Source organism: Caballeronia terrestris (genome assembly GCF_001544515.1).
Lineage (GTDB): Bacteria > Pseudomonadota > Gammaproteobacteria > Burkholderiales > Burkholderiaceae > Caballeronia > Caballeronia terrestris.
Genome location: NZ_FCOL02000017.1, coordinates 19,358 through 34,837 on the forward strand (window position 1 = coordinate 19,358; position 15,480 = coordinate 34,837).

Genomic DNA, 15,480 nt, shown 5'->3' on the forward strand with positions numbered 1-15,480 from the left:
CCGCGATGAAACGACTCTGGCAACACTGCCACGCCGCGACGATGCAAGGCGGCGCCTATTCGATCATCGAGGACGCGGCGATCCTGACGGATGGCGGGCGGATCGAGTGGATCGGTCCGCGCGGCTCGGTGCCCGCACACGCCGCGCATGAACTGGTCGACCTGGAGGGCGCGTGGGTCACGCCCGGTTTCGTCGATTGCCACACGCATCTGGTGTTCGGCGGCGATCGCAGCGGCGAATTCGAGCAGCGTCTGCAGGGCGTGAGCTACGCGGAGATCGCAGCGCAGGGCGGCGGCATCGCGAGCACGGTGCGCGCGACGCGCGAGGCGAGCGAGGACGCGCTTTTCGAAAGCGCTCGCCTGCGCGCGCTAGGTTTCCTGCGCGAAGGCGTGACGACGATCGAAGTGAAGTCGGGCTACGGTCTCGATCTCGTCAACGAGCGCAAGATGCTGGCGGTCGCGCGGCGGCTGGCGCAAGAGCTCCCGCTGACGGTGCGCGCCACGTGTCTCGCCGCGCACGCGTTGCCGCCCGAATACGCGAACCGCGCCGACGATTACATTGCGACTGTCTGCTCGGACATGCTGCCGGCGCTGGCAAAGGAAGGCCTGGTCGATGCCGTCGATGCCTTTTGCGAGCATCTCGCGTTTTCGCCGGCGCAAGTCGAGCGCGTGTTCGCGACGGCGCGCGAACTCGGCCTGCCGGTGAAGCTGCACGCGGAGCAGTTGTCGTCGCTGCATGGGTCGTCGCTGGCGGCGCGCTTCGGGGCGTTGTCGGCCGATCATCTCGAATACATGACCGAAGACGACGCCATCGCGATGGCGCAGGCGGGCACCGTCGCCGTGTTGTTACCGGGAGCGTTCTACGTGCTGCGCGAAACGCAATTGCCGCCGATCCACGCGCTGCGCCGTCATGGCGTGCCGATCGCGCTCGCGAGCGATTTGAACCCGGGGACGTCGCCGGCGCTGTCGGTGCGGCTGATGCTGAACATGGGCTGCACGCTCTTTCGCATGACGCCGGAGGAGACGCTCGCCGGCGTCACGATCCACGCGGCGCGGGCGCTCGGGATGCACAACACGCACGGTTCGCTCGAAGCAGGCAAGGCGGCGGATTTCGTCGCATGGCGGATCGGCCGGCCGGCGGAACTGGCTTACTGGCTCGGCGGAGATTTGCGAAAGCGCGTCGTGCGGAGCGGACAAGAAATCCGCGTTTGATGTGCAAAAAAAAGCCTCGTCAGGACATTCCCGACGAGGCTTTGTTTCGATTCAGGAACCGCTTACGCGCGGCGTTTCGTGAAAAGGCCCCACAACACGAGCAGAATGATCGCGCCGATCACCGAAGCGATCCAGCCCGCCGGTTGTCCCGGCTGATACCAGCCGAGCGCGCGGCCGACGTAGCCCGCGATCAGCGATCCGGCGATCCCCAGCACGATGGTGAGGATCCATCCCATTCTGTCGTCGCCCGGCTTGACCGCGCGCGCGATAAGACCCACGACCAGTCCGACGATCAAAGTCCCGATGAATGCGAACATGCGCTTGCTCCTTAACTGAGGGTGACTGCGGCCGGGCGTGTCCCGGCATGTGCAAATTAGCACGGCAGCCGTGGTTTGGGTATGACGCCAGAGGCACGGATCGTGCCTGACGCCTCATCCGATCGGCCAACGATCGCCCGAATGACGCGGGTATTGAGACGCGCAGGGTAAAATCCGCCGCACCTATCTCGCAAATGCCCCCGACATGACAGACACCGCACCCGACCAGACCGACGACGCCATCCACGAAGACCGCCTGTGGCGCGACGACGGCTGGACGGCGCGCGTGATCAAGAACGAAGACGACGACGGCTGGGCCGTCGAGATGATCAAGGACGGCGAGGCAGAGCCCGCGCTCGTCGGCCCGTGGACGATGGGCCGCGACAAGAAGAATCCCAAGCCGCTCGATGCCAACGCGTTCCGCACGCTGGTGAAGACGGCCTCGGAAGTGCTGCGCCGCCACGAGCAGCAGCGCCACGCGATGCTGCACAAGAACGTCGCGGTGACGGTGCGCGGGGAAGACGTGACGGTGACGCTCGATATCGTCCCGGATGAAGACGATCCTTACGCCGATCTCAAGGCGTTCGACGCCTTCGGCGCGCAGCTCGCGCAGGTGCGCGTGTCGGCGGCGTTCAAGCTGACCAAGGCGAGCGCCGAGTCGTGGGTCGAAAACGAGTTTCGCAAGCCCTGACCCTAACGCTCAATAGACCGCGGCCAGCCCCTCCGGCCGATGCTTGAAGCGCCGATGCACCCAGTAGTACTGGTCCGGGAAGCGCAGCACTTGCGTTTCCAGGAACGCGTTCATGCGGCGGGCGTCGACGGCATCGTCGTCCGAGGGGAAATCGGCGAGCGGTTCGAAAATCGTCATCTTGTAGCCGCGATAGTCCGGCAACACTTCCGTCACGAACGGCACGACGCGCGCGCCGCCGAGCCGCGCGAGCCGCGACACCGACGTCAGCGTGCACGCTTCGACGCCAAAAAATGGCACGAACACCGAATTCTCGATGCCGTGATCCATGTCGGCGGCGAGCATCACCGATTTGCCGGCGCGCAAGAGCCTGAGCACCGCGCGCGCGCTGTCGCCGCGTTTTACCATGTCGGCGCCGAAGCGGCCGCGCTGCGTCGTCGCGAGTGCGCAGAGGCGCGTGTCCTTCATCGGCGTGTAGAGCGAGGTAATCGGCTGCTTCGTCGAATACAGCATGCAGCCCATCTCGATCGCGACGAAGTGAAAGCCCATGAAGATGGTGGGCGGCGCGTGGGGATCGTCGAGGTCGATGTGGCTTTCTAGCTCCACCAGCTTTTCGATCGATCGTGCCGAACCGAACCACTGCACGCCGCGTTCCACGTAGCTGCGCACCACATGACGAAAATTGGCGCGGCCGAGCATCTCGTAATCGGCGTCGGACCGGCCGGGGAAACACAGCCTCAGATTGACGAGCGCGATGCGCTTGCGGCGGCTCGGAATCGCAAAGAGGCAGGCGCCAAGCATGCTGCCGAAACGTGCGACCAAACCATAGGGAAGAAGGGCGAAGCCACGCAGCAAGCCGACGATCAGCGCAAAGCCGATTGATTTCACGGAGGGTCCTTGTGCCGGCGCATGGAAAGCGCGGACGGGGCGGAAGCGAGAGCTTCGTCGATCGGCACGGCCTGTAATGCCGCGGATGAACCGGCATCATCTCACAGTGTGAGCCTGGACCACGGAACTGTGTGTATTGGTTACAGTGCTCTGGCCCCGGCCGCTTCCTTGCCTGTCAGTGCTCGCCGCCGCGATAATCGGCACTTGCGCACGCCAACCGGAGACCGCCATGCACTATCTGCTCATGTACGACCTCGTCCCCGATTACCTCGAACGCCGCGCGCAGTTCCGCGACGCGCATCTCACGCTGGCGTGGGAAGCCGTCGAGCGCGAGGAGCTCGTGCTGGCCGGCGCGCTCGACGAGCCGGTCGATCGCGCGATGCTTCTCTTTCACATCGATACCCCGCAAGCTGCCGAGGATTTCGCGCGCAACGACCCGTACGTGATCAACGGACTCGTCGCGCACTGGCAGGTGCGCAAGTGGAATACCGTCGTCGGGTCGCGGGCGGCGAATCCGGTGCGCTAGCGGCTTTCAGCTTTCAGCTTTCGTCAGCGGTTTCGGGATGCTCGTTCTCCCCGCGCGGCCCGCGTCCCTTCGAAACCGCCAGCGGACGCCGTCCCGCCGTGCGAAAGAGCCGCGTCATCGCGTCGTCCATTTGCTGCGAACGCTCGAACAGATCCGCGAGCCAGTCGACGAATGCGCTCACGCGCGGCGTCGCCTGCCGGCTCTTCAGGAACGCCACCGATACCTTCATCGGCATCGACTTCCACTGCGGCAGCACCTCGCGCAATTGCCCCGAACGCAGGTACGGCAGCGCCGCAATGCGCGGGGGCTGGATCAGCCCGAGGCCTTCGAGTCCGCATGCAAGGTAGGCGTGTTCGTCGGCGACCTGCACGAAACCGGGCATCTTCACGCCAACGGCCTCGCCGTCCACCTCGAAGTCGAAATCGACCGGCCGCCCGCTCCTCTCCGAGACGCAATTCACGGCGACGTGGCGCGCGAGATCGTCGAGCGTCTCGGGCGTGCCGTGGTGCTCCAGGTACGCGGGACTCGCGCACGTTACGTGCTCGAAGCTGCCGAGCCGCCGCGCGATGAGGCCGGAGTCGGGTAGCTCGCCCAGTTGCACGCTGCAATCGACGCCTTCGCCCACGAGATCGACCGTCCGGTTGCCGATACCGATCGACAAGGCGATATGCGGATAGCGCGCATGAAAATCCGGCAGCGCGGGCACGACGAGCGACGTGGCGACGGTATCGGGCATCTCGACGCGCAGCCGTCCGCGCAGGCGGTCCTCGCCCGCGCGGAAGCCGGATTCGAGGTCGTCGATATCGGCGAGGATTTGCGCGCTGCGCTCGTAATAGGCGGCGCCATCGACGGTGAGGTTGAGCCGGCGCGTCGTGCGCGCGAGCAGTTGCACGCCGACGAGCGCCTCCAGTTGCTGGATGACGGTGGAGACGGTCGCGCGCGGCATGCCGAGCGATTCGGCAGCGCGCGAAAAGCTGTTCGTATCGACGACACGCGTAAAGACGCGCATTGCATGGATGCGATCGAGCACGGGAGTTCCTTTGACGATGTGTAGGCGGGCCGCCGTCTTGCGTTTCTAAAACGAAAAGCGCAAAGGCTTTGGCGATGGTCACATCCTAAGCATCGGAAAAGCTCGCGTGAATACACAATAATCGCGGATTATTGCCTGTTCCTGCGCTGGGTTCCTGGCTCAAAGCACGGGCATTTCGCCGCGCAGCCGTCCAGAAAGCCCCGTCATGTCCGCGCCCGACGGCGCCTGGTACAAGCGCAATCCCATCTCCGGCAGGATCGACAGCAGGTGATCGAAGACATCGCCCTGGATGCGTTCGTACTGCGTCCACGCGGTCGTCGCGGTGAAGCAATAGACCTCGACGGGAATGCCTTGCGACTCGGGTTCCATCATGCGCACCATCATCGCCATGTCCTGGCGGATCTCGGGATGGCGCTGCAAATACGCGAGTCCATAAGCGCGAAACGTGCCGATGTTGGTCAGCCGCCGCCGGTTCGCCGGCTCGCTCGCGAGTTCGCCGAGGTTCTTGTTCGCCTGATCGACTTCGAGTTGCTTTTCTTCGAGATAGTCGTACAGAAAGCGAAAGCGCTTGAGCCGCACGGTTTCCTCGTCGGTGAGAAAGCGCACGCACGTCGCATCGATACGCAAGGTCCGCTTGATGCGCCGTCCGCCCGACTCGAACATGTGCCGATAGTTGCGGTAGCTCTCGGAAAAGAGCTTGTAGGTGGGCACGGTGGTGACCGTGTTGTCCCAGTTCTGCACCTTGACCGTATGCAGCGCGATGTCCTTCACAAAGCCGTCGGCGTTCGATTGCGGCATCTCGATCCAGTCGCCGATGCGCAGCATGTCGTTCGACGTGAGCTGCGTGCTCGCGACGAGCGACAGCAGCGTGTCCTTGAACACGAGCAGCACGACCGCCGAGAGCGCGCCGAGGCCGGAGAGCATCCAGAGCGGCGAGCGGTCGATCAGGATCGACAGCACGAGCACGCCGCAGATCAGCCCGAGCGCGAGCTTTCCGATCTGGATATAGCCCTTGATCGAGCGCGTCTGCGCTTCCTTGCTTGCGGCATAGACGTCCTGCCACGCCGAGAGCGCGCTGCCCGCCGCGAAGAACACGCAGATCCACGCGCCCGCGTGGGCCAGCCGCTCGACGACGCCCGCCGCCTGCCCGATATGCGGCACCTCGCCGATGCCGAGCGCGACCGTCGCGAACGGCACCGCGTACCAGAGCCGGTGATAGGCGCGATGCTTTAAAAGCGCCTCGTCCCACGCGTTATAGCCGGAGAGCACGAGCAGGCGATGCGCGAAATACAGCACGATCCGCGCGACGACCCACTGCGCGAAAAGCGCAACGGCGACGAGCGTCAGAAAGCCGACGGCGAGCTGCGCGGAAGGGTGCGTAGGGAGGTGCTGCTGCAACTGATCGGACAGGGCTTCGAGGTTCATTCGTGCCGTGAAGGTTTGAGGGCGAGGCGTATTGTGCATGAACTTGCATGAAGCGCTGATGCCGGCGGGACCGCCCCGCGCATCATCGAAAACCCGCATCCGATGAAAATGAATTTTTTTCGGCGGCGTTTTTGGGTAAATATAGTTTCATCGCAGCTTTTCGTAAGGTGTCGTCGCCTTATGTAGCCTTTTATGGCCCGCTCGCCCGTTCTGCCGCCGTCGTCCGCCGATGCGCTGATCTCCACGCGCATCGCCGCCGCCATGCCCACGCTCTCGCCAATTCACCGGCGCATGGGCGCGTTCGTGCTGGCGAACCTGTTCCGCTCGGCGACGATGCGTATTGACGAACTGGCGCGCGCCGTCGGGGCGTCGGTCGCGACGGCGAACCGCTTCGCGCGCGCGCTCGGCTTCGACGGCTATCCGGCGTTTCGTGAGGCGCTCGTGCGCGGCTTCGAAGCGACCATCGCGCCGGTCGAACGCCTGCGCACGGCGCTCGAATCGCCCGCGAGCGGCTCGCAGGTGTTCGATGCATCGCTGGAGCAGGCCGCATCGAACCTGAACATGACGCGCAGCGCGATCGACGGCGGCGTGGCCATCGCGCTCGTCGACGCGATTCTCGACGCGCGGCGCGTGTTCGTGCTCGGCTACGGCGCGAGCGCGTTCCTCGCCGGCTTGATGGAGCACGGTCTGACGCCGTATTGCGCGAACGTGCAGTCGCTTGCGCTGATGGGCGGGCCGTCGCATGCGGCGCGGCGGCTCTTCAACGCCTCGCGCGGCGACTTGCTGGTCGCGATCGCCTTCCCGCGCTACGTCGACGACACCATCGAACTCGCGCGCCTCGCCGCGGGCCACGGCGTGCGCGTGGTCGCACTCACCGACAGCGCCGCGTCGCCGCTCGCGCAGGTCGCCGACCTCGTGCTGACGATCCGCACCGAGCGCCGCCTCGCCGCGAATTGCGATACCGCCGTGCTCGCCGTGATCGAGGCGCTCTGCGATGCGGTCGCGCATCGGGCGAAGCGTTCGGTCGAAGCGGCGTCGGGCCTCACTGAATTCGTGCTGCCGTGGCTCGTGAAGCCGGCATCGATGCAGATTTCCCCCGCGGCCACGCGCGCCGCGGCAAAAACAGAAGACAGCAAAACATGAATCCGACACCCGTCATCGCGATCCACGGCGGCGCAGGCACGATCCTGCGTTCCGCGCTCACCACCGACGCCGAGGCGCAATATCATGCGGCGCTCCAAGGCATTCTGGACGCGGGCCAGCGCATTCTCGCGGACGGCGGCAGCGCGCTCGACGCCGTCACCGAGGCCGTGCGCCTGCTCGAAGACTGTCCGCTCTTCAACGCGGGCCACGGCGCGGTGTTCACGTCGGCGGGCACGCACGAACTCGACGCGTCGATGATGGACGGCGCGACGCTCGAAGCGGGCGCCATTTGCTGCGTGACGCGCGTGAAGAACCCGGTGCTGGCCGCGCGCCGCGTGCTCGAAGCAAGCGAGCACGTACTGTTCACCGCTGCGGGCGCGGAGGCGTTCGCGGCCGCGCAGGGCCTCGAATTGGTCGATCCGTCGTACTTTCATACCGATGCGCGTCATCACCAATGGCTCAAGGCGCGCGGCTCGCAGGGCACGATGCTTGATCATGATGCGGCTTCGCTCGATGCTCCAATCGATCCGGACAGGAAGTTCGGCACCGTTGGCGCGGTCGCTTGCGATGCGCGCGGCCACGTCGCGGCGGCAACCTCCACGGGCGGCATGACGAACAAGCAGCCGGGCCGCGTCGGCGATGCGCCGCTGATCGGCGCGGGCTGCTACGCGAATGACGCGACCTGCGCCGTCTCGACGACCGGCACCGGCGAGATGTTCATGCGGATGCTGGCGGCCTACGATGTCTCGGCGCGCATGGAGTATCGCGGCGCGTCGCTGGAAGAGGCTGCGCGTGAAGTGGTGATGGAGCGGCTGCCGCGTATCGACGGACGCGGCGGCCTCATCGCTGTCGATGCAAAGGGCAACGTCACGCTGCCGTTCAACACGGAAGGCATGTATCGCGGCTTCGCGCGCGTGGGCGAGACGCCTGTCACCGCCATTTACCGCTGATACAGGGGCCGAATCGATGCCATCCAGCCAGTCGTTGCCGCCGTCGCGCGTGATCGAAGTGAACGGTCTGTCGGTGACGTTTCGCGCGGGCGTGAAACTCGTCGAAGCGGTGAAGCAACTGTCGTTCACGGTCGATCGCGGCGAGACGCTGGCGATCGTCGGCGAATCGGGATCGGGGAAATCGGTGACTTCGCTGGCTCTCATGCGGCTTGTCGAGCATGGCGGCGGCCGGATCGCGGGGGGCAGCATCGCGTTCAGGCGGCGCAACGACAAGGTGCTCGACCTCGCAAGCGCCACGAACTCGACGATGCGCACGATCCGCGGCGCCGACATCGCGATGATCTTTCAGGAGCCGATGACATCGCTGAACCCGGTGTTCACCGTCGGCGACCAGATTGCCGAGGCGATCGCGCTGCATCAGCACAAGAGCCATTCGGAGGCGCGCACTGAAGCGCTGCATCTGCTCGACCTCGTGCGCATTCCCGAGTCGAAACGCGTGTTTGCGCGCTATCCGCATCAGTTGTCGGGCGGCATGCGCCAGCGCGTGATGATCGCGATGGCGCTGTCGTGCAAGCCCGCTCTCCTGATCGCCGACGAACCGACCACCGCGCTCGACGTGACGATCCAGGCGCAGATCCTGCAACTGATTCGCGCCCTGCAGGACGAGATGAACATGGGCGTGATCTTCATCACGCACGACATGGGCGTGGTCGCCGAGGTGGCGGATCGCGTGCTCGTGATGTATCGCGGCGAGAAGGTCGAGGAGGGCGCGTCCGACACGCTGTTCGCCGCGCCGAAGCATCCGTACACGAAGGCGCTGCTCGCCGCCGTGCCGAAGCTGGGCGCGATGCACGGCACCGACCGTCCGGCGAAGTTTCCGATCGTCGAAGTGGAAGCCGCCGACGTCGCCCCCGACGATGCCAGCGCGCTGCGTCCCTCGGCGGCGGTCGAGGCGCAGCCGCAGCCCGCCGTCGATGCCGCGAGCACGCCGATCCTGCGCGTGCGCGATCTCGTCACGCGCTTTCCGGTGAAGAGCGGCATCTTCGGCCGCGTGACCGGCGCGGTGCATGCGGTCGAGCGCGTGAGTTTCGATCTGCGTCCCGGCGAGACGCTGGCGCTCGTCGGCGAATCGGGCTGCGGCAAATCGACGACCGGGCGATCGCTGCTCAAGCTCGTGGAAAGCCAGAGCGGGTCGATCGAATTCAACGGGCGCGATATCAGCAAGCTGTCGGGGCCCGCGCTGCAGGCGTTGCGGCGCAACATCCAGTTCATTTTCCAGGACCCGTTCGCGTCGCTCAATCCGCGCCTGACGGTCGGCTTCTCGATCATGGAACCGCTGCTCGTGCATAACGTCGCGAAGGGGAAGGAGGCCGAAGCGCGCGTCGAGTGGCTGCTGGAGAAAGTCGGCTTGCCCGCCGAAGCCGCGCAACGCTATCCGCATGAGTTTTCTGGCGGACAGCGTCAGCGCATCGCGATCGCGCGCGCGCTCGCGCTGAACCCGAAAGTCGTGATCGCCGATGAATCCGTCTCCGCGCTCGATGTCTCCGTGCAGGCGCAGATCGTCAACCTGATGCTCGACTTGCAGCGCGAGCTGGGCGTCGCGTATCTCTTCATCTCGCACGACATGGCGGTGGTGGAGCGCGTGAGTCATCGCGTCGCGGTGATGTATCTCGGGCAGATCGTCGAGATCGGTCCGCGTCGGGCCGTGTTCGAGGCGCCGCGTCATCCGTACACGCGAAAGCTGATGAGCGCGGTGCCGATCGCCGATCCCGCGCGGCGGCACGCGAAGCGCATCCTCGCCGCCGATGAAATTCCGAGCCCCATTCGCATGCTCGGCGACGAGCCGGTCGTCGCGAAACTGGTGGCGGTGGCGCCGGATCATTATGTCGCCGAGCATCATGTCGGCGGGGCTTATTGAAGAGAAGCGCTCTGTAGAAGTCTGGCTAACCAAAACGTCAAACAAGGAGTCCAACGATGCCGTCCTCGAAGTTCAAGCTCTTGCGCGTGCGCGCGCTGATCGCCGCGGGCGCGTGCGTCTTCACGACGCTCACCGCGATGCCCGCTCACGCCGAGACGACCGCCGTGATGGCCGTCGCCTCGACCTTCACGACGCTCGATCCGTACGACGCGAACGACACGCTCTCGCAAGCGGTGTCGAAGTCGTTCTACCAGGGCCTGTTCGGCTTCGACAAGGACATGAAGATCGTCAACGTCCTCGCGACGAGCTACGAAGCGAGCCCCGACGCGAAGGTCTACACGATCAAGCTGAAGAGTGGCGTGAAGTTCCATGACGGCACCGATTTCAACGCGGAGTCCGTGAAGGCGGTGTTCGATCGCGTGACCGATCCGGCGAACAAGCTGAAGCGCTACAACCTCTTCAACAAGATCGAGAAGACCGAAGTGATCGATCCTCAAACGGTGAAGATCACGCTGAAGATTCCGTTCTCCGCGTTCATCAACGTGCTGGCGCATCCGTCGGCCGTGATGATCTCGCCCGAGGCGCTGAAGAAATACGGCAAGGACATTTCGCTGCATCCGGTGGGGACGGGCCCGTTCGAATTCGTCGAATGGAAGCAGACCGACGACCTGAAGGTGAAGAAGTTCGCGGGCTACTGGAAGAAGGGGTATCCGAAGATCGACATGATCGACTGGAAACCGGTGGTTGACAACAACACGCGCGCGGCGCTCATGCAGACGGGCGAAGCCGACTTCGCGTTCCAGGTGCCGTTCGAGCAGGCGGCCGTGCTGAAGGCGAACCCGAAGGTGGATTTGATCGCGGCGCCTTCGATCATCCAGCGCTACATCAGCATGAACATGATGCAGAAGCCCTTCGACAACCCGAAGGTCCGCGAGGCGATGAACTACGCGATCAACAAGGAAGCGCTCGTGAAGGTGGCGTTCGCCGGTTACGCGATGCCGGCTGAAGGCGTCGTGCCGCAAGGCGTGGATTATGCGGTCAAGACCGGCCCCTGGAAGTACGATCCGGCGAAGGCGCGTGAGCTCTTGAAGGAAGCGGGCTATCCGAACGGCTTCGAAACCGAACTGTGGTCGGGCTATAACCACTCGACTGCGCAGAAGATCATCCAGTTCGTGCAGCAGCAGTTGGCGCAGGTCGGCGTGAAGGCGTCCGTGCAGGCGCTCGAAGCGGGGCAGCGTGTCGCCAAGGTCGAGAGCGCGCCCGATCCGGCGACCGCGCCGGTGCGCATGTACTACATCGGCTGGTCGTCGTCGACGGGTGAAGCCGACTGGGCGATCTCGCCGCTGCTCGCAAGCGCCTCGTTCCCGCCGAAGCTCTCGAACACGGCGTACTACAAGAACGATACGGTCGATGCCGATCTCTCGAAGGCGCTCGCCACCACCGATCGCACCGAGAAAGCCGCGCTCTACGCTGACGCGCAAAAGCGCATCTGGGCCGATGCGCCGTGGGTCTTCCTCGTCACGGAGAAGGTCGTGTACGCGCGCAGCAAGCGGCTCTCGGGCACCTACGTGATGCCCGACGGCTCATTCAACTTCGACGAAATCGCGATCAAGTAAGGGCCGAGCCGGGCGCTGCTTAAAAATAAGCGGCGCCCGGCCAATCCGGTGTTTCCCATGCTGACTTTTCTAGCCAAACGCCTGCTCGGACTGTTGCCGACACTGCTGATCGTCGCGGTGCTGGTGTTCCTGTTCGTGCACATGCTGCCGGGCGATCCCGCGCGGCTCGCTGCTGGCGCCGAAGCCGACGAAGCGACGGTCGCACTCGTGCGCGCCGATCTCGGGCTCGACAAGCCGCTGCCGCAGCAGTTCTTCAACTTCTTCAGGAAGGTCGTGCAGTTCGATTTCGGCACTTCGACGCGCAGCAAGCGGCCCGTCAGCACCGAGATCGCGGAACGCTTCATGCCGACGCTGTGGCTCACGATCGCGAGCATGGTGTGGGCCGTGCTGTTCGGCATGACGATCGGCATCGTCTCGGCGGTGTGGCGCAACAAGTGGCCGGACCGGCTCGGCATGACGCTGGCCGTGTCGGGCATCTCTTTTCCGGCGTTCGCGCTCGGCATGCTGCTGATGGAAATCTTTTCGGTGAAGCTCGGCTGGCTGCCGATCGTCGGCGACGGCACATGGCAAAGCTACATCCTGCCTTCGATCACGCTCGGTGCGGCGGTTGCCGCGGTGATGGCGCGCTTTACGCGGGCGTCGTTCGTCGAAGTGATGAACGAGGACTTCGTACGCACCGCGCGCGCAAAGGGCGTGCGCGAGCCGATCGTGGTGATCAAGCACTGCCTGCGCAACGCGATGATTCCCGTCGTCACGATGATGGGCCTGCAGTTCGGCTTCCTGCTCGGCGGCTCGATCGTCGTGGAGAAGGTGTTCAACTGGCCGGGCCTCGGGCGCCTGCTCGTCGATGCCGTCGAGATGCGCGACTATCCGGTAATCCAGGCCGAAGTGCTGCTGTTCTCGCTGGAATTCATCGTGATCAATCTGATCGTCGACGTGCTGTACGCCGTGATCAACCCGACCATCCGTTTCAAATGAGGTCCGCATGAGCGTGACAGCCGATACGGCCAAGGCCGCCGCCACGGGCCACGAAATCCGCACGCCGTGGACCGAGTTCTGGCGCAAGTTCAAGAAGCAGCCGGTGGCGCTCGCGGCGGGCGTGTTCGTGCTGCTGCTGATCGTGGTCGCGATCATTGCGCCGTACATCGTGCCGTACGATCCCGAGAACTACTTCGACTACGACGCGCTCAACGCGGGGCCGTCGGCGGCGCACTGGTTCGGCGTCGATTCGCTCGGCCGCGACATTTTGAGCCGCATCCTCGCGGGCAGTCGGATATCGCTCTCGGCGGGGCTGCTGTCGGTCGTGATCGGCGCGGTGATCGGCACGTTCTTCGGCTTGCTCGCCGGGTACTACGAAGGCTGGTGGGACCGCATCGTGATGCGCGTCGCCGACGTGCTGTTCGCGTTCCCCGGCATCTTGCTCGCGATCGGCGTGGTCGCGATTCTCGGCAATGGCATGGTCAACGTCGTGTGCGCGGTCGCGATCTTCAGCATCCCCGCGTTCGCGCGACTCGTGCGCGGCAATACGCTGTCGCTCAAGCACCTGACTTACATCGAGGCGGCGCGCAGCATAGGCGCATCGGACTGGACGATCATCGTGCGGCACATTCTGCCGGGCACGATTTCGTCGGTGGTCGTGTACTTCACGATGCGCATCGGCACGTCGATCATCACGGCGGCGAGCCTCTCGTTCCTCGGACTCGGCGCGCAGCCGCCGACGCCCGAGTGGGGCGCGATGCTCAACGAAGCCCGCGCGGACATGGCGATGGCGCCGCATATCGCGGTGTTCCCGAGCCTCGCGATTTTCTTCACGGTGCTCGCGTTCAATCTGCTCGGCGATGGCTTGCGCGATGCGCTCGATCCTAAGCTCGACCGGCCATGATCGAGGCGCCCTACATCGGTTCGTTGAAAGCGGGGCCGCTCGGCACGATCGCCGATGTGGCAGGCGTGACGGTCGGACATTGCACGCTCGATCAACGCGCGGTGCAGACCGGCGTCACGGTGATTCGTCCGCATCAGGGCGATGTCTATCGAAGCAAGGTGCCGGCTGCGGCGAGCGTGATCAATGGCTTCGGCAAGAGCATCGGGCTCGTGCAGGTCGATGAACTCGGCGTTCTGGAAACGCCCATTGCGCTGACGAATACGTTCGGTGTCGGCACCGTCGCGAATGCGCAGATTCGTCATGCGATAGAAGCGAATTCATCGATCGGGCGCGAATGGCCGACGGTCAATCCGCTCGTCTTCGAATGCAACGACGGCTATCTGAACGACATTCAGGCGCTTGCGGTTCAGGAGGCGCATTTCGTGCGCGCGTTGCAAGCGTGCGGCGAGGAGTTCGAACGCGGTTCGGTCGGCGCGGGGCGTGGCATGTCATGCTTCGAGTTGAAGGGCGGCATCGGGTCCGCGTCGCGTGTGAGCGATGTCGCGGGCCGCTCGTTCACGACGGGCGCGCTCGTGCTCGCCAACTTCGGGCGCTTGTCGATGCTTACGCTGGGCGGCGTCGCGTTGGGCCGAACCTTATCCGCAGCGGAGGGGCACAAAGCCGAGAAAGGCTCGATCATCATGATCATCGCGACCGATGCGCCGCTCGACGCGCGCCAGTTGCGCCGCCTTTCGATGCGCGCCACAGCCGGACTCGCGCGTACGGGCTCGGTCTACGGGCACGGCAGCGGCGACCTCTCGCTTGCGTTCACGACGGCCTACACGGTCCCGCATCTCGACGATTTCATCGAAGTGCCCGCGCTCGTCTCCGATTCGCGTCTCGATCCGCTCTTCCAGGCCGCGGCAGACAGCGTCGAACAGGCGATCGTCGATGCGCTCTTCAGCGCGGTATCGGTGACGGGCCGCGACGGTCATCGCAGGCTCTCGATCAAGGACATCACGACGTCATGAAAGTACTGATTTCAGCGGATATCGAAGGCGTGGCCGGCGTGTTCCATCCGGAGCAGACGCGCGCGGGCAACGGCGAATATGAACACGCGCGCCGCTGGATGACGCTGGAAGCAAACGCGGCGATCGAAGGCGCGTTTGCGGGCGGCGCGACGCAAGTGTGGGTCAACGATTCGCACGGCGGCTTTCGCAACCTCATGCCCGATCTGATCGATCAACGAGCGCAAATGGTGCTGGGCAAGCCGCGCACGCTCGGCATGATGACGGGCCTGGAGGACGAGCCCGAACTCGTGTTCATGATCGGCTATCACGCGCGGGCGCAAAGCCGCGGCATCCTCGCGCATACGATCAACAGCTTCGCGTTCGCGCGCGTGTCGCTCGATGGCGTGGAGGTCGGCGAGGCGGGACTGTATGGCGCGCTGGCGATCGAACGCGGCTCACGCGTGGCGCTTTTGACGGGCGACGACGTGTTCGTCGAAGAGACGCGGCCCGCGTTTCCCGAGGCGCGCTTCGTCACGGTGAAGACGGCGCACGGCTATTCGAGCGGCGTCACGCAAACGCCCGCGAGCGCCTGCGAGATGATTCGCGGCGCGGCGCGCGAGGTCGTCGAAAGTGCATCTGGCATGCTGCGTCGGGAAGCCGTCAAGCCGAAGTCAAGGCATTGCGAATTGCGCGTGCAAACCACTGCGCTGGCCGATCTCTTTTGCCAATGGCCGTCGCTCGAACGTCTCGACGGCGTCACGCTCGCCTTCGACACCTCGTCAGTGGAGGAAGCGGTTCGAATGCTCAACAGCCTGTCGGCGATGTCGTTCATGCTGCGCTGATGCGGTGAAAACACGTGCATTCGTCTATCATTGAGGGTATGCAGCGGCTCGATGA

The 15,480-nt window shown here is 64.8% G+C and carries 15 protein-coding genes; 11 read left to right on the top strand and 4 right to left on the bottom strand.

What is annotated here, in order from left to right; translation table 11 throughout:
- Positions 1-5 precede the first annotated feature (5 nt).
- The gene (hutI, locus tag AWB67_RS16125) at positions 6-1,211 is read left to right on the top strand and encodes an imidazolonepropionase (RefSeq protein ID WP_087657257.1); all 1,206 of its coding nucleotides are present in this window, start codon (positions 6-8) and stop codon (positions 1,209-1,211) included.
- Positions 1,212-1,273: 62 nt separating this feature from the next.
- Here the strand turns inward: hutI and AWB67_RS16130 are convergent, their stop codons facing one another.
- Positions 1,274-1,528: a GlsB/YeaQ/YmgE family stress response membrane protein gene (locus tag AWB67_RS16130; protein WP_087657258.1), complete on the bottom strand. Its 255-nt coding sequence runs from the start codon at positions 1,526-1,528 to the stop codon at positions 1,274-1,276.
- A gap of 205 nt (positions 1,529-1,733) precedes the next feature.
- Here AWB67_RS16130 and AWB67_RS16135 point away from each other — a divergent pair, with 205 nt between their 5' ends.
- Positions 1,734-2,219: a hypothetical protein gene (locus AWB67_RS16135; protein ID WP_087657259.1), complete on the top strand. Its 486-nt coding sequence runs from the start codon at positions 1,734-1,736 to the stop codon at positions 2,217-2,219.
- Between the two features lie 9 nt (positions 2,220-2,228).
- On the opposite strand, the gene AWB67_RS16140 is transcribed toward AWB67_RS16135, so the two are convergent.
- The gene (locus tag AWB67_RS16140) at positions 2,229-3,104 is read right to left on the bottom strand and encodes a lipid A biosynthesis lauroyl acyltransferase (RefSeq protein ID WP_087657260.1); all 876 of its coding nucleotides are present in this window, start codon (positions 3,102-3,104) and stop codon (positions 2,229-2,231) included.
- Between the two features lie 229 nt (positions 3,105-3,333).
- Between AWB67_RS16140 and AWB67_RS16145 the strand changes: the two genes are divergently transcribed.
- Positions 3,334-3,630, top strand: coding sequence for a YciI-like protein (locus tag AWB67_RS16145; protein ID WP_087657261.1), 297 nt, complete (start codon positions 3,334-3,336; stop codon positions 3,628-3,630).
- Positions 3,631-3,643: 13 nt separating this feature from the next.
- On the opposite strand, the gene AWB67_RS16150 is transcribed toward AWB67_RS16145, so the two are convergent.
- On the bottom strand, positions 3,644-4,660 hold the full coding sequence (locus tag AWB67_RS16150; protein ID WP_087657262.1) for a LysR family transcriptional regulator: 1,017 nt from the start codon (positions 4,658-4,660) through the stop codon (positions 3,644-3,646).
- A 159-nt stretch (positions 4,661-4,819) separates the two neighbouring features.
- On the bottom strand, positions 4,820-6,085 hold the full coding sequence (locus AWB67_RS16155) for a mechanosensitive ion channel family protein (protein ID WP_087657263.1): 1,266 nt from the start codon (positions 6,083-6,085) through the stop codon (positions 4,820-4,822).
- A 192-nt stretch (positions 6,086-6,277) separates the two neighbouring features.
- On the opposite strand from AWB67_RS16155, the gene AWB67_RS16160 reads away from it, so the two are divergent.
- From AWB67_RS16160 to AWB67_RS16195, 8 genes are read left to right on the top strand one after another with little or no spacing between them, the layout of a single operon-like run.
- Positions 6,278-7,228 (top strand): MurR/RpiR family transcriptional regulator, encoded by a 951-nt coding sequence (locus AWB67_RS16160; protein ID WP_087657264.1) that lies wholly within the window; start codon positions 6,278-6,280, stop codon positions 7,226-7,228.
- Positions 7,225-8,178, top strand: a complete 954-nt coding sequence (locus AWB67_RS16165; protein WP_087657265.1) for an isoaspartyl peptidase/L-asparaginase family protein — start codon at positions 7,225-7,227, stop codon at positions 8,176-8,178. The genes AWB67_RS16160 and AWB67_RS16165 overlap by 4 nt, the downstream gene beginning before the upstream one ends.
- Positions 8,179-8,194: 16 nt before the next feature.
- Positions 8,195-10,096, top strand: a complete 1,902-nt coding sequence (locus AWB67_RS16170; RefSeq protein WP_087657266.1) for a dipeptide ABC transporter ATP-binding protein — start codon at positions 8,195-8,197, stop codon at positions 10,094-10,096.
- A 56-nt stretch (positions 10,097-10,152) separates the two neighbouring features.
- Positions 10,153-11,712, top strand: coding sequence for a glutathione ABC transporter substrate-binding protein GsiB (gene gsiB / locus AWB67_RS16175; protein ID WP_087657267.1), 1,560 nt, complete (start codon positions 10,153-10,155; stop codon positions 11,710-11,712).
- A 57-nt stretch (positions 11,713-11,769) separates the two neighbouring features.
- Entirely contained in the window at positions 11,770-12,690 is a 921-nt protein-coding gene (gsiC, locus tag AWB67_RS16180) for a glutathione ABC transporter permease GsiC (RefSeq protein ID WP_087657268.1), read from the top strand.
- 7 nt (positions 12,691-12,697) lie between these two features.
- Positions 12,698-13,594: a glutathione ABC transporter permease GsiD gene (gsiD, locus tag AWB67_RS16185; protein WP_087657269.1), complete on the top strand. Its 897-nt coding sequence runs from the start codon at positions 12,698-12,700 to the stop codon at positions 13,592-13,594.
- Positions 13,591-14,604, top strand: coding sequence for a DmpA family aminopeptidase (locus tag AWB67_RS16190; RefSeq protein WP_087657270.1), 1,014 nt, complete (start codon positions 13,591-13,593; stop codon positions 14,602-14,604). The genes gsiD and AWB67_RS16190 overlap by 4 nt, the downstream gene beginning before the upstream one ends.
- A complete protein-coding gene (locus AWB67_RS16195; protein ID WP_087657271.1) occupies positions 14,601-15,425 on the top strand; it encodes a M55 family metallopeptidase in 825 nt (274 codons plus the stop codon). Before AWB67_RS16190 ends, AWB67_RS16195 begins: the two co-directional genes overlap by 4 nt.
- Positions 15,426-15,480 lie beyond the last annotated feature (55 nt).